The organism is Oerskovia flava (assembly GCF_026163685.1).
In the GTDB taxonomy this organism is placed as follows: domain Bacteria; phylum Actinomycetota; class Actinomycetes; order Actinomycetales; family Cellulomonadaceae; genus Oerskovia_A; species Oerskovia_A flava.
The window spans coordinates 233,925-247,588 of sequence record NZ_JAOXSR010000006.1 but is presented as its reverse complement, the minus strand read 5'-3'; the positions used below and the strand labels follow the sequence as shown (position 1 = coordinate 247,588).

Genomic DNA, 13,664 nt, shown 5'->3' with positions numbered 1-13,664 from the left:
TGATGGTGCGTCGTGGCGGGCGCGGTCGGTGGTGCTGGCGACGGGGTCGGCGTACCGGGAGCTGGGCCTGGCTGATGAGAAGCGGTTGTCGGGTCGTGGGGTGTCGTGGTGCGCGACGTGTGACGGGTTCTTCTTCCGGGATCAGCACGTGGTGGTGGTCGGTGGTGGGGACTCGGCGATGGAGGAGGCGACGTTCTTGTCGCGGTTCGCCTCGCGGGTGACGGTGGTGCATCGTCGGGATGCGTTGCGGGCGTCGAAGATCATGGTCGATCGGGCGCAGGCGGACCCGAAGATCGACTTCGTGTGGAACGCGCAGGTCGTGGGGATCTCGGGGGCGGACAAGGTCTCCTCGGTGACGTTGCGTGACACGGTGAGCGGTGCGGAGCGGGTGCTGGACGCGACGGGGGTGTTCGTCGCGATCGGGCACGACCCGCGCACCGAGCTCGTGGCCGGTCAGGTCGATCTGGACGACGAGGGGTACATCCAGGTGGTCGGGCGGACCACGGCCACGAACCTGCCCGGGGTGTTCGCCTGCGGTGACGCGGTCGACCACACCTACCGTCAGGCCATCACCGCTGCCGGGTCCGGCTGCGCCGCAGCCCTCGACGCCCAGCGCTACCTCACCGAGCTGGCCGACGCCGCCGGTGCCGAAGACCTCGCCGGCACACCGGCGACCCCAGACCCTGAGAACCTGCCCCACGCACTGGAGGAGATCCGATGAGCACCCCGTACACCGAGACCACGACCACAGACGGCTACCCGAGCGCGACCGTCGCCATCACCGACGACACGTTCGCCGCCGAGGTCACCGACTCCGACATCCCTGTCCTGGTCGACTTCTGGGCCACCTGGTGCGGCCCGTGCCGCCAGGTCGCCCCGATCCTCGAGGAGCTCGCCGAGGAGTACGCCGGCCGGATCAAGATCACCAAGCTCGACACCGACGCCAACCCGCAGACCACCGCGGCCTACGGCATCGTCTCGATCCCGACGCTCAACCTCTACAAGGGCGGCGAGCTCGTGAAGTCGATCATCGGTGCACGCCCCAAGCGAGCCCTCGTCGAGGAGATCGACACCCTCCTCGCCTGATCTCGCGCCGTTCACGACCCGGTCTCTTCACGGAATCCCCCGATCCACCGTGCGAGACTGGGCCGGTGAGCACGCCGACGACACCTCCCGCGCAGTCCGCCAGCGGCGGAACACGACTCGACCCCTGGTTCGGGGCGTACGCGGAGCGAGCGCACGGGATGCGCGCGTCGGAGATCCGCGCCCTGTTCGCGGTCGCCAACCGGCCTGAGGTCGTCTCGCTCGCCGGCGGGATGCCCTACCTCGAGGGCCTGCCGCTCGACACCATCGCGGAGACGATGCAACGTCTCGTCGCGACGCGCGGCACGACCGTGCTCCAGTACGGCTCCGGTCAGGGCGACGAGACCCTCCGGGAGAAGATCGTCGACGTCGTACGCCTCGAGGGCATCGACTGCCACCCCGACGACATCGTCGTGACCACCGGCTCCCAGCAGGCGCTCGACCTCGTGACCCGGATCTTCATCGACCCGGGCGACGTCGTCGTCGCCGAGGCTCCGAGCTATGTCGGGGCCCTCGGGGTGTTCCGCTCCTACCAGGCCGACGTGGTGCACGTGCCCCTCGATGAGCACGGGCTCGTCCCCGAGGCGCTGGAGGAAGCCCTCACCTCCCTCGCAAGCCAGGGCAAACGTGTCAAGCTCCTCTATACCGTGCCGAACTTCCACAACCCGGCCGGTGTCACTCTCTCCGCCGAGCGCCGTCCGCGCGTCCTGGAGATCGCCCAGCGTTTCGGTGTCCTCGTCATCGAGGACAACCCCTACGGCCTGCTGGGCTTCTCCGGTGAACCGCTGCCGGCGATGCGGTCCATGGACGAGGACGGGGTCCTCTACCTCGGTTCGTTCTCCAAGACCTTCGCCCCCGGCTACCGGGTGGGCTGGGTCGTGGCTCCCCACGCCGTCCGCGAGAAGCTCGTCCTCGCGAGCGAGTCCGCGATCCTGTGCCCGTCGAACGCCTCGCAGCTGGCCATCGCTGCGTATCTCGAGACCTGCGACTGGAAGGGCCAGATCAAGCAGTTCCGCGAGCTCTACCGGGAGCGGCGGGACGCGATGATCGGCGCACTCGCCGAACACCTTCCCTCGGCGTCCTGGACCGTCCCTGACGGCGGCTTCTACACCTGGGTCCGGCTGCCCGACGGACTGGACGCCCGCTCGATGCTGCCTCGTGCCGTCACCTCCCGGGTCGCCTACGTGCCCGGGACGGCGTTCTACGCCGACGGCAGCGGCGCGGACCACGTGCGGCTCTCCTACTGCTTCCCGACGCCGGACCGTATCCGCGAAGGGGTCCGGCGATTCGCCGGTGTGGTGAACGCCGAGCGCGAGCTCGTCGAGATCTTCGGGACCGGCGCCGACCTGGACCCGGACCTGACGGACGTCGACAGCCCCTCCCCCGACCTCGCCTGACCCCGCTCGACCGGACGCGCACTCCTCGGCGTACCGACGCAGGACTCGTGTCCGCTCGAGCGATGCAGGGGCGACCACCATCGATGCAGACGAACAGGGCGGCGACGTCCTCGGAAGGAAGACCGCAGTGGACGAGAACACCGCCACCTCCGGGCAGCAGGACACCGACACGACACCCTCGTGGCGCCCGATCACGGTGGACGACTCGTTCGTCCCCGTCGGCGAGCACGTGGTCATCCTTGCCGGGGGCCTCTCGCACGAGCGCGACGTCTCCCTGCGCTCCGGCCGGCGCGTCGCCGAGGCGCTGCGCGCGGCCGGTGTCGAGGTCACGATCCACGACGTCGACGCCGACCTCCTGCCCTTCCTTCGCCAGGCACAGCCTGACGTCGTCTGGCCGCTGCTGCACGGCGCCAGCGGTGAGGACGGGTCCATCCGCGACATCCTCGAGCTGCTCGACGTCCCGTACGTCGGCACCGGGCCCCGGGCGAGCCGTACCGCCTGGAGCAAGCCCATCGCCAAGAGCGTCGCCCTGGCCGCCGGGATCGCGACCCCCGACTACGTCACCCTCCCCCAGAGCCTCTTCCGCGAGCTGGGTGCACAGCCCGTCCTCGAGACCATCGTCAAGCAGCTCGGCCTGCCCCTCGTGGTCAAGCCCACCCACGGCGGCTCGTCGCTCGGCGTGACGCTCGTGGAGCGCCCCGAGCAGCTAGCCCGCGCGATGGTCGACTGCTTCTCGTACGGAGACGTCGCGCTGCTCGAGAAGGCCGTGCAGGGCACCGACCTCGCCGTCAGCGTCGTCGACGGCCCGGAGGGGCCCGTCGCCTTCCCTGCCGTCGAGATCGTCACCGACGGCCCGTACGACTACGACGCGCGCTACAACCCCGGCCGGACCGAGTACTTCGCGCCCGCACGGCTCGCGCAGGACGTCGCGGAGCACGTCTCCGAAGTCGCTGTCCGTGCGCACCAGGCACTGGGCCTGCGGCACCTCTCCCGGACCGACCTCATCCTCGACGAGGACGGTGTCGCACAGTTCCTCGAGGTGAACGTGGCACCAGGGATGACAGAGACGTCCCTCTTCCCCCAGGCCGCACGCGCCGCAGGACTCGAGCTCCCCGCTCTCTACAGGTCCCTCGTCCGAGGCTGCCTGCCCGCGTAAGGCGCCGCTCCGCGACGATGTCGGAGGACGTGACCGTTCCGCCGGTCTGTTGCCCGGCTCGATGAGTTGCCGTGCGGAACGGATGCCTCCTGGAGGTCACCGCAGGGCTCGCAGAGCGTCTCGACGCCCGCCGGTGGCTTCTTCGGTACTCGTTCAGTCGCGACGTTTCACGTGGAACGCTGCTGTCCCCGTCAGCAGGATCATCAGGCAGGGTGGGTCGGACGGTGTTTCACGTGGAACGGACGAAGTCGTCGCGCGCGTTCTGCAGGGGACCCTAGAGGTTCCGCGCTCTTCCCGTGTTTCACGTGGAACATGGGCAGCTACGTGTCTCCGTCCTTGCCCAGGGCGCCCGATAGGCACCCGTGGCGTCGCAGGGACCAGGCGACTGACCCTCGCAGCGCACGGCAGCGCGTCTACGGCTGCGCGTCCACGGCACTGCTCCGACCGCGCCCCCTCAGTCCGCGCAGACATCAGCACAGGCTCCTCCTCAGATGTCGCGACGTGACACCTGATCACGACCTGCCCGAACTCGAGCTCCATATCGCTGCTCGCGAGGGCAGATCTCGCCACCCCTCCCCCACACCCCCGGCGTCTGGCCGGCTTCGCGGGCACAGGGCCACGGTCCACGGTCCACGGTCCACGGTCCACGGTCGAGAATGCCGGAATCGCGGCGGCAGGATCTGGCGCCTTGGACCGGACCCCAGGACCCTGGGGCCGTGAGCTGTGAGCTACGGGCTGTGGTCAGAAGGCCGAGTCGCAGACCGCGACCAGGTCGCGTCGTCTGAAACTAGCGAGAGGTCCGTGGCAGATCGCCCCCACCAGGATCTGTTCACCCGCGCCGGCCACGGGACTGTAGATCACAGCAGGTGGATCGCGCACCGTGCCACGGAGGACCATCTGTCCCTCACGGAGCTCGGCGACAGCGGGTCGCGCCCTGAGGACGATGCCCGTCCCTAGTGGCCCGGCGATCATCGGCGCAGGTCAGTCCGGTGCGTGGCCCCGCGGGCACTCGCTGGTCACCAGGTCGTCTTCTCCTTGAGCGACCGTCCGGTGAGATGCACCGCCGGACGGCTATCGGACGCATGGAATCCGGAGAGCCCGGCATGCGGCGCTAGCGTCATGGCGGGGGCGCCGTCGTACTGCTCTCCTCGCGCAGGTTCCCGCACCAGACGCCGAGACAGCGCCTCACGGTCTGTGTTGTGTCGCGACGTGCGAGGCGAGGACCAGCGCCCATGTTTCACGTGGAACCGGGCTCTCTTCTCCTCGTCACCAACCGTACGACCGGAAGACGCTTGGCTCAGCGTGCGGGTCCACCACTCCCCCGCGCCATGTGCTCAGGTGCTCAGGTGTACAGCACTGAACCCACCCCGCACGGCGGAGTGGGTTCAGGTCGTCCATCTACTTCTTCAGAAGACCTGGATCCTCAGGGGCTATCACGTCGAGGATCCGGTTGAGATCCTCCACGGAGGCGAACTCCACGGTCAGACGCCCCTTGTTCTTGCCGAGGTCGACCTTGACCCTGGTCTCGAACCGGTCGGACAGTCTGGACGCGAGCTCGTCGATCGCCGCGCTCCGCTGCCCGGCCCGGGGTCGGCGCACCGGGTCCGGACGGCTGGTCAAACCACCCAGCGCCACGATCTCCTCCGTCGCACGGACTGACAGCCCCTCGGAGACGATCTTCTGTGCCAGTCGCTCGATCTCTCCGCCGTCGGTGAGACCCAGCAGCGCGCGGGCGTGGCCAGCACTCAGCACACCAGCGGCGACCCGTCGCTGCACCAGGGGAGGCAGGCGAAGGAGGCGCAGGGTGTTGGAGATCTGCGGTCGGCTGCGTGAGATCCGAGTCGCGAGCTCCTCATGCGTGCAGCCGAAGTCGTCCAACAGCTGACGGTACGCCGCGGCCTCTTCCAGAGGGTTCAGGGCACTGCGGTGAAGGTTCTCCAGCAGAGCATCGCGCAAGAGGTCCGAGTCGTCCGTGTCACGGATGATCGCCGGGATCACCTCGAGGCCGGCGGCCTGCGTCGCACGGAGCCGGCGCTCGCCCATGATGAGCTCGAAGCGGCCGGCCTGGTCGGGATCGCGGCGCACCACGACCGGCTGGAGGACGCCGATCTCGGCGATCGACCCGATGAGCTCTTCCAGCTCGCTCTCGTCGAAGACCGTTCGTGGCTGCCTGGAGTTCGGGCGGATCAGGTCGACGGGGAGCTCGGCGAACGTCGCGCCAGGAACCGGCACGAGATGATCGTCGCTCACGGCCGGTGCTGGCCGCTCCGTTTCACGTGAAACACCGTTGGAACCAACGGCCGTGTCCTTGTCGCTCGATCGCAGTTCTTCATCGACCCGGTCGCTCGACCCGTCACCGTTGGAGGCGTCCTGGAGCGAATCCGCGTCGAAGGTGTCGACGGATGCCGGGTCGGCCGACGCTCCATCACGCTCGACGGTCAGCACCGTCGTCGCCTGGTGCTCGGGCTGCCCCTCCCCTGTGGACCTCCCCGACTCCTCACCCTCCGGTGCCGGCGGGAAGAACACGTCGACGGGACGCTTCCCCTCCGGGCTCGTCGGGATCAGCGCACCGAGTCCCCGGCCCAGTCCCCGCCGCTTCTCACTCATCGTGCCTCCTCGTGGTTCATGATCGCCTCATCAGGGCGAACGCCCGACTCGGACGTGCCGCCGTTCGCTGCGCCTGTGTGATGCTCAGGTGGACGACCACCGCGCGCACCGCGCTCCGAGACCTCGCGCGCCGCTTCCAGATAGGCAAGAGCCCCGGTGGAACCCGGGTCGTAGGTCATCACCGACTGCCCGTGGCTCGGAGCCTCCGAGATGCGTACCGACCGTGGCACGGTCGTCTTCAGCGTCTGGTCCGGGAAGTGCGTGCGCACCTCGCTCGCGACCTGCTGCGCAAGGTTCGTCCTCCCGTCATACATGGTGAGGAGGATGGTCGACACGTGGAGCCGGGGGTTGAGGTGCGCCTTGATGAGCTCGATCGTCTTGAGCAGCTGGCTGAGCCCTTCGAGCGCGTAGTACTCGCACTGGATCGGAATCAGTACCTCACGCGCCACCACAAAGGCGTTCACGGTCAGCAGACCAAGGCTCGGGGGGCAGTCGACCAGGACGTAGTCGATGGGGTCCTGACCAGCCTCCACGCGCTCCTGCAGGTACTCGTCGACCGCTCGGCGCAGGCGCGTTTCACGTGAAACAAGCGAGACCAGCTCGATCTCCGCACCGGAAAGGTCGATCGTCGCCGGCACGCACCACAGCGTCGGAATGTCAGGGCACTGCTGCACGGTGCTCGCGAGTGATGCGCCGTCGACCAGGACGTCGTAGACCGACGGCGTTCCCGCACGGTGGTCGACACCCAGCGCGGTCGAGGCGTTGCCTTGCGGGTCGTTGTCGATAACGAGGACGTTGAGTCCGGCCTGCGCCAGCCCTGCAGCGAGGTTGACCGTGGTGGTCGTCTTCCCCACGCCACCCTTCTGGTTGGCCACCGTGATCACACGGGTTCGCTCCGGCCGCGGGAACTGCCGTCCGTGGAGCTCGATCCGTCGACGGGCATCCATCGCCAGCTGTGCGGCGAGTGGTGTGGAGTCGTCGGTGTCCGGAAGGCTCGCCATCAGGTCGCGTCGACGCTGGTCGTCCCCCGACGAGCCGGCGCTGGCCTGTCCATCGCGCTGAAAGTCCCGGGAGGCGACTGCCTCATCGGATCCGTCGGAACCCTCGCTCACACCTGACTCCCTCGTTCGACTCACCAGTACAGCATGCGTGACGTACACCGGCCCGCGCGCCATGCCGCTTCCGTGTTCTGCACACGATCACGTGAGCGCGCGGAGAGCGCTCCCCCATCGGCATCCGTCCGAACCCGGTGGGACCGAGGGTGGAGCCTCAGCGGCCCCCAGTCTGCCGCACGATGCGGACCACTGTCGTGATCTCCACACCGGGAACCGTCGAGGCCTCAAGGATCTCCGGTTCGCGACCACGCAGCTTCCGTAGCACCTTGCGCGCGGGGTCGATCTCCTGCGCGACATTTTTCCCCTTGAGTACCACCATCTGCCCACCGGACTTGACCAGTGGCATCGACATCCGCACCAGCTTGTCGAGTCCGGCGACCGCACGGGAGGTCACCGCGTCGCACTCGAACGCGTCGTGGAACTCCTCCGCCCGGCCACGCTTGATCTCGACGTTCGTGAGTCCGAGCTCGGCGACGACCTCTTCGAGCCATGCGCACCGGCGTTCCATCGGCTCGATGAGGATGACCTGAGCCTCGGGGCGCATGATCGCGATGACGATTCCCGGGAGGCCTGCCCCAGAGCCGATGTCGGCGATCGTTCCCGTCGTGGGAAGGAACTGCGTCACCGCTGCGGAGTTCAGGATGTGGCGTTCCCAGATCCGCGGGACCTCGCGCGGTCCGATGAGCCCACGCAGCTCACCCTGATCGTGCAGCATCTCCGCGAAGCGGCTGACGGCGTCCAGCCGAGGACCGAAGTACTCGGCGACAGCAGCGGACGTCGCCAGGGCCTCCTGCGGGTAGTCGTCGCTCGTCACATCAGACATCTCTTTCCTTCCCTCTGACTCCATCGACCACGGCCGTCGTGTTCCACGTGAAACGCCCGAACCGGTTCGCGCTCTCACAGGCCACCCACGCGGTGTACCTCGTCCTACCCGTGACACGCCACAGCCGCGCCCTGTTTCACGTGGAACATGACGCGGCTGTGAAGTGGCTGTGTCGTCTCGAACCTCTAGCTGGCAGTTGCTGGCTGGATCACGACGTAGCGGGCAGGGTCGGTGCCCTGCGAGTCGCTCGTGAGGCCTGCCGCCGCCACAGCATCGTGGACGACCTTACGCTCGAACGCGTTCATCGGCGCAAGGTTCTCGGGAGAGCCGGACTCGCGGACACGGGCGATCGCCGCCTCGGCCAGGGCGGTCAGCTCTCGACGCCGCTCCGCCCGATGCCCAGCCACATCGAGCATCAGCCGGCTGCGCTCCCCCGTGCGCGTCTGCACAGCGAGGCGCGTCAGCTCCTGCAGAGCGTCCAGCACCTCTCCTTCAGCACCGACGAGCTGGCTGAGCGATCCCTCGTCCTCCGTGACGATCTCGACGGCAGCGCGGTCATGCTCGACGTCGATCTCGATGTCGCCATCGAGATCCGCGATGTCGAGCAGCTCCTCGAGGTAGTCGGCCGCGATCTCACCCTCTTCCTCGAGGGTCGTGTTCTCCTCGATCGGACCTTCAGCGGGCACTGGCGTATCCGTCGACGTCATCATGACTCCTTGGCAATCTCACGGAGCGTCCCAGGGTGTTGGCCCGGACTGCTGCTCGAGGTGGGTCGGGCTACTACTTCTTCGGCTTCTTGGGCTTCTTCGGCGGAGCCGCGTCAGGCTTGTCGTCGTCCGTGCTCGGAGCGTCCTCGATCGAGTCCTCGCTCGCGCTGTCCGCAGCACCGTTCGCGCTCGCGTCCGCCGCGGGCTCACTGCGCGGCTTGGTGCCGTCCTGCCCGACGGTGCGCTGACGGTTCTTCCGCTTCGGCTGCTGGCGCTGCCCACGCGGCTGCTCGATGACAGGAGGCGCCTCTTCGACGATGCCCTTGGCCTTGGCCTTGCGAGCCTTGCGCTCGTTGAGGAGCCTCTCGGCCTCGGAACCGGGAGCCGGCATCCGCTTGATCGTGTAGAACTGCTGACCCATGGACCAGAGGTTCGTCGTCGTCCAGTAGACGAGCACACCCACCGGGAAGTTCACACCGGAGATCGCGAAGATCAGGGGGAACAAGTACAGCATCATCTTCTGCGTCGAGGCCATCGGCCCTTCGAGGGCTGCCTTCGGCATGTTCTTCATCGTCAGCTGGCGCTGGGTGAAGAAGGTCGTCGCACACATCGCGATGATCAGGACCGCGATGACGAGTCGCGTCTGGAGGCTGTCGGTCCGGACGAAGACGTCGGAGAGTTGGGCTCCGAAGATCGTCGAGCTCTCGATGGCCCGGGCGACGGAGGCGTCGATCGGACCGATCGGGTCGTTCCGGCCGTCCGAGATCGGGACCAGGCCGTTGAGGACGCGGAACAGCGCGAAGAAGATCGGGGACTGCAGGAGGATCGGCATGCAGGAGGCGAAGGGGTTCGTCCCGTGCTTGCGGTACAGCGCCATCGTCTCGCGGCTCATCGCCTCACGCGACGCCGGGTCGGACTTGCCCTTGTACTTCTTCTGGATCGCCTGCATCTCGGGCTGGAGCATCTGCATCCCGCGAGACGCCTTGATCTGCTTGAAGAACAGCGGGATCAGCAGGATACGGATGATGATCACCAGCCCGACGATGGACAGCACCCACCCTGGGCCCGCGCCGTCGGAGAAGCCGAGGTACACCAGGCCCTGATGGCACAGGTACATGATCCACGCCACGGCCCACTCGATCGGGGCGAGGAACGCGAAGAAGTCCATCCGTACTGCTCCCTAACCTTCAACCATCTCGTGTCCCTCCGGGTGTCCCCGGGGAACTAGTGCGGGTGCTTCTCCCGAACGTCGGGCACGTCGTCCACACCGCCACGGCTCCACGGGTTGCACCGCAGCAGACGCCAGACGGCGAGTCCCCCGCCCCGCACCACTCCGTGCCGGCGAACAGCCTCCAGCGCGTAGTGGGAGCACGACGGGTAGTACTTGCACGTGGGACCCGTCATGGGCGAGATGACCATCTGGTAGCCGCGGATCAGCGCGACGACCACCAGGCCGGGCAGCCGCATGAGCAGGCGTGCGCATCGTCGCACAGGACCGCCGTGGTGGTCCTGGTCGTCGGGGCGGTCTTCCCGGCTCGTGTCCTCACGGACCGCAGCCGTCATCGTGCGGCCTCGCGCGACTGCCAGCGGTCAGCAGCGCGTGCCACCCCGCTCATCAGGTCACGATCGAGCTGGGAGTAGTCGGCAGCACCGGACGCAGGCAGCGCCCGGACGACGATGTGAGCCCCTGGGGGCATCGCATCGAGGTGCGTCGACGCAGCGGCCCGTAGCCGACGCTTGACGCGGTTTCTCTGCACGGCATTCCCCACGGCTTTAGATACGACAAAACCGACCTGCGGCGGTTCGTCCTCCTGCGCGTCGCGCACGAGGTGAACCACCACGGTCGATCGTCCAGCACGCACGCCGCGGCGCACCGCCCGTTCGAAATCTACGGAACGGCGCAGTCGGTGCGCCGCGGGGAGCACCTGATCTCAGGCAGAGAGCTCGGTGCGACCCTTACGACGACGGGCGGCCAGGATGGCGCGGCCGGCGCGGGTGCGCATACGCAGCCGGAAACCGTGGGTCTTCGCACGGCGCCGGTTGTTCGGCTGGAAAGTCCGCTTGCTCACGAGGTACTCCAAGAAACGTCGGGGAGGTACACCGTCTGAAGTCCTCGACGATGCAGTGCTACAACAGGACGGGGCGACCAAGATGGTTGCCCCGTGCCAGTCCGGGTGCGGCGTTCGCCCGACAGCCGAGCCTCGGTGGGAGAGGTTCGTACGGGCGCGCCAAAGTACCTGGAACGGCTGTATGACGTTACGCCGCGGGCACCCCTGGGGTCAAACCGAGCTTTCCCCGATCAGCTCCCTCGTGGTATGCCCGTTCCGTACCCCTCGTCGGCTCCACGCGGGCCTGCCCGTGCTCGGGCTCACCGCGGGGCAAGATCGTCCGCTCTTCACGTCCCGAGTTGCTGCGTCGCGTACGAGGCGCTAGTCACGCACAGGCTGTGGACAACTATGTGGATGACGGGTCAGCATGGCACACTCGCACCATCTCGACGGTCATCCCGAAGGTCATCTCGATGGACCAGATGCTCCGTCGTTCTCAGCGGGGCCGGACCCCACCCAGAGCACGCCGATCCTCGCCCGAGTCACCCGGGCGCGACGCCGAAGGAACGCCACGTGGCCCACCCAGACGAGAACATCGCCGACGTCTGGGCTCAGACCATCGCGGTCCTCGAGTCGAGCCCGGACATGACTCCGCGCCAGATCGCCTTCATCAAGCTCGCGAAGCCCATGGCGATCCTCGACGACACGGTATTCATCGCCGTCCCGCACGAGCAGACCCGGACCTACCTCGAGACCCGGGTCCGTGACGAGCTCGTCACGGCCATGTCCTCCTCGCTCGGGCGCGAGATCCGCTTCGGCATCACGGTCGACCCGGAACTGAGCTCCGACCCCGTGTCCTCCCCCGCGTCCCGCCCCGCCGTCGAACGCCCGCCGGTCGATCCTGACGACATGGACGACCTGGACGACTACACCGCGTTCCCCGAGCGTCCGATCGCCCCGCGCCCGGCGCAGCGCCCGCAGGCCGAGCCCAGCCGGCTCAACCCGAAGTACATCTTCGAGACCTTTGTCATCGGCTCGTCCAACCGGTTCGCGCACGCAGCCGCGGTCGCTGTCGCGGAAGCACCCGCCAAGGCCTACAACCCGCTGTTCATCTACGGCGACTCGGGCCTCGGCAAGACGCACCTGCTGCACGCGATCGGGCACTACGCCCACAACCTGTACCCCAACGTCCGGGTGCGCTACGTGAACTCGGAGGAGTTCACGAACGACTTCATCAACTCCATCGGTGAGGGCAAGGCCGGCGCGTTCCAGCGCCGCTACCGGGACGTCGACGTCCTGCTCATCGACGACATCCAGTTCCTGCAGGGCAAGGAGCAGACGATGGAGGAGTTCTTCCACACGTTCAACGCCCTGCACAACGCCAACAAGCAGGTCGTCATCACGTCCGACCTGCCGCCGAAGCAGCTGAACGGCTTCGAGGACCGGCTGCGGTCGCGGTTCGAATGGGGCCTCATCACGGACGTGCAGCCGCCCGACCTCGAGACCCGCATCGCGATCCTCCGCAAGAAGGCGAGCAACGAACGGCTCGCCGCGCCGGACGACGTCCTGTCCTACATCGGCTCGAAGATCTCGACGAACATCCGGGAGCTCGAGGGCGCACTGATCCGGGTCACGGCCTTCGCGAACCTCAACCGCCAGCAGGTCGACCTGCCGCTCGCGGAGATCGTGCTCAAGGACCTCATCACCGACGAGGACACCGCGGAGATCACCCCGGCCGCGATCATCGCCCAGACGGCCGCCTACTTCGGCCTGACGATCGAGGACCTCTGCGGGAGCTCCCGGTCACGGGTGCTCGTCACGGCCCGGCAGATCGCCATGTACCTCTGCCGGGAGCTCACCGACCTGTCCCTGCCGAAGATCGGCCAGCAGTTCGGCGGCCGCGACCACACCACGGTGATGCACGCGAACCGCAAGATCACCGAGCAGATGGCCGAGCGCCGGTCGACGTACAACCAGGTCACCGAGCTCACCAGCCGGATCAAGCAGCAGCGTCGCGGCTGATCCCCTCTCGACCCTGCCGAACAGGCGGTTGCTCGGCACGAATGCTCTCCCGTGCCGAGCAACCGCCTGTTCGGCGTCGCACACTGTTGTCCACAGGGGTGTGTACAGATCGGAGGGTGCTGTGGGTACCAGTCCCCCGGAACGACGCCGATCAGCGTGCCCTCCCTCCCGGCGCACGCCGAGGGCGGCAGAGTTGACCACAGGTTTCCCCAGCGTTGTGGAGATGTCCGTGGACAAACACGCAGGTAGCCATAGGACGAATGTTCACAGCTGTGCACAGTGCTGTGGATAACTGTGGACGACTGGCCTCTGGGTGTGGACGGTGCCCCGTGAATCGGTGGACCGCCTGTGGTGGATAACTCGTCGCCCACAGGACCTCCGACTTTCCCACAGCCAACCTCACTGCGCGGTCCACACCTAAAAACACCCTCTGACCTGCAAGAACACCGCTTATCCACGGTTTGCACAGCACCGATGACGATGACGACTCATCTCTACCGGGAAGAATCCACACGCCTTCATCAGGGCACCGGAGCCAACTCGCCCGCTGCGGCTGGAACGGAAGCCAGGACCGACGCCCACGCCGCTCACCTCAGGTTCCTCCCGTCCCGCTCCTCGCGTAGGGTGCATCCACAGGACGTGCACCGTGCTGCGCCGCATGCGCAGCGGAGCCCGACATGTGAAGATCGTGTCCACGGACGAGAGG

At 67.5% G+C, this 13,664-nt stretch carries 13 protein-coding genes; 5 read left to right on the top strand and 8 right to left on the bottom strand.

What is annotated here, in order from left to right; translation table 11 throughout:
* The 4 genes from OHL10_RS12105 to OHL10_RS12090 all read left to right on the top strand — a co-directional run.
* Positions 1 to 721, top strand: a 721-nt coding sequence (locus OHL10_RS12105) for an NAD(P)/FAD-dependent oxidoreductase (RefSeq protein WP_265522464.1), incomplete at its 5' end; no start/stop codon positions are given.
* A complete protein-coding gene (gene trxA, locus OHL10_RS12100; protein ID WP_265522463.1) occupies positions 718 to 1,086 on the top strand; it encodes a thioredoxin in 369 nt (122 codons plus the stop codon). The genes OHL10_RS12105 and trxA, both read left to right, overlap by 4 nt.
* A 158-nt stretch (positions 1,087 to 1,244) precedes the next feature.
* Complete coding sequence (locus OHL10_RS12095; protein ID WP_265522477.1) at positions 1,245 to 2,480, top strand: aminotransferase-like domain-containing protein; 1,236 nt, start codon at positions 1,245 to 1,247, stop codon at positions 2,478 to 2,480.
* A 196-nt stretch (positions 2,481 to 2,676) separates the two neighbouring features.
* Entirely contained in the window at positions 2,677 to 3,636 is a 960-nt protein-coding gene (locus tag OHL10_RS12090; RefSeq protein WP_265522476.1) for a D-alanine--D-alanine ligase family protein, read from the top strand.
* 1,398 nt (positions 3,637 to 5,034) lie between these two features.
* Here OHL10_RS12090 and OHL10_RS12085 read toward each other — a convergent pair.
* The 8 genes from OHL10_RS12085 to rpmH all read right to left on the bottom strand — a co-directional run bounded on the left by OHL10_RS12085 (position 5,035) and on the right by rpmH (position 10,957).
* Positions 5,035 to 6,243 carry a ParB/RepB/Spo0J family partition protein gene (locus OHL10_RS12085; RefSeq protein WP_265522462.1) on the bottom strand — a complete coding sequence of 403 codons (1,209 nt, stop codon included), beginning with the start codon at positions 6,241 to 6,243 and terminating at the stop codon, positions 5,035 to 5,037.
* Positions 6,240 to 7,355 (bottom strand): ParA family protein, encoded by a 1,116-nt coding sequence (locus OHL10_RS12080; RefSeq protein WP_425499001.1) that lies wholly within the window; start codon positions 7,353 to 7,355, stop codon positions 6,240 to 6,242. Before OHL10_RS12080 ends, OHL10_RS12085 begins: the two co-directional genes overlap by 4 nt.
* Before the next feature lie 157 nt (positions 7,356 to 7,512).
* Positions 7,513 to 8,181: a 16S rRNA (guanine(527)-N(7))-methyltransferase RsmG gene (gene rsmG / locus OHL10_RS12075; protein ID WP_265522461.1), complete on the bottom strand. Its 669-nt coding sequence runs from the start codon at positions 8,179 to 8,181 to the stop codon at positions 7,513 to 7,515.
* Between the two features lie 185 nt (positions 8,182 to 8,366).
* Positions 8,367 to 8,891: a Jag family protein gene (locus OHL10_RS12070; RefSeq protein WP_425499000.1), complete on the bottom strand. Its 525-nt coding sequence runs from the start codon at positions 8,889 to 8,891 to the stop codon at positions 8,367 to 8,369.
* 70 nt (positions 8,892 to 8,961) lie between these two features.
* Positions 8,962 to 10,056 (bottom strand): membrane protein insertase YidC, encoded by a 1,095-nt coding sequence (yidC, locus tag OHL10_RS12065; protein ID WP_265522460.1) that lies wholly within the window; start codon positions 10,054 to 10,056, stop codon positions 8,962 to 8,964.
* A gap of 56 nt (positions 10,057 to 10,112) precedes the next feature.
* Positions 10,113 to 10,451: a membrane protein insertion efficiency factor YidD gene (gene yidD, locus OHL10_RS12060; RefSeq protein WP_322645554.1), complete on the bottom strand. Its 339-nt coding sequence runs from the start codon at positions 10,449 to 10,451 to the stop codon at positions 10,113 to 10,115.
* Positions 10,448 to 10,813 (bottom strand): ribonuclease P protein component, encoded by a 366-nt coding sequence (rnpA, locus tag OHL10_RS12055; protein ID WP_265522459.1) that lies wholly within the window; start codon positions 10,811 to 10,813, stop codon positions 10,448 to 10,450. Before rnpA ends, yidD begins: the two co-directional genes overlap by 4 nt.
* Before the next feature lie 6 nt (positions 10,814 to 10,819).
* Positions 10,820 to 10,957 (bottom strand): 50S ribosomal protein L34, encoded by a 138-nt coding sequence (rpmH, locus tag OHL10_RS12050; RefSeq protein ID WP_034225701.1) that lies wholly within the window; start codon positions 10,955 to 10,957, stop codon positions 10,820 to 10,822.
* Positions 10,958 to 11,509: 552 nt separating this feature from the next.
* Between rpmH and dnaA the strand changes: the two genes are divergently transcribed.
* The gene (gene dnaA / locus OHL10_RS12045; protein WP_322645553.1) at positions 11,510 to 12,958 is read left to right on the top strand and encodes a chromosomal replication initiator protein DnaA; all 1,449 of its coding nucleotides are present in this window, start codon (positions 11,510 to 11,512) and stop codon (positions 12,956 to 12,958) included.
* Positions 12,959 to 13,664: the final 706 nt, after the last annotated feature.

Coding starts and splice junctions, on each gene's coding strand:
- OHL10_RS12070 (WP_425499000.1), bottom strand. CDS start 8,891: ATGATGACGTCGACGGATACGCCAGTGCCCGCTGAAGGTCCGATCGAG.
- trxA (WP_265522463.1), top strand. CDS start 718: ATGAGCACCCCGTACACCGAGACCACGACCACAGACGGCTACCCGAGC.
- yidC (WP_265522460.1), bottom strand. CDS start 10,056: ATGGACTTCTTCGCGTTCCTCGCCCCGATCGAGTGGGCCGTGGCGTGG.
- rsmG (WP_265522461.1), bottom strand. CDS start 8,181: ATGTCTGATGTGACGAGCGACGACTACCCGCAGGAGGCCCTGGCGACG.
- OHL10_RS12095 (WP_265522477.1), top strand. CDS start 1,245: ATGCGCGCGTCGGAGATCCGCGCCCTGTTCGCGGTCGCCAACCGGCCT.
- yidD (WP_322645554.1), bottom strand. CDS start 10,451: ATGACGGCTGCGGTCCGTGAGGACACGAGCCGGGAAGACCGCCCCGAC.
- OHL10_RS12085 (WP_265522462.1), bottom strand. CDS start 6,243: ATGAGTGAGAAGCGGCGGGGACTGGGCCGGGGACTCGGTGCGCTGATC.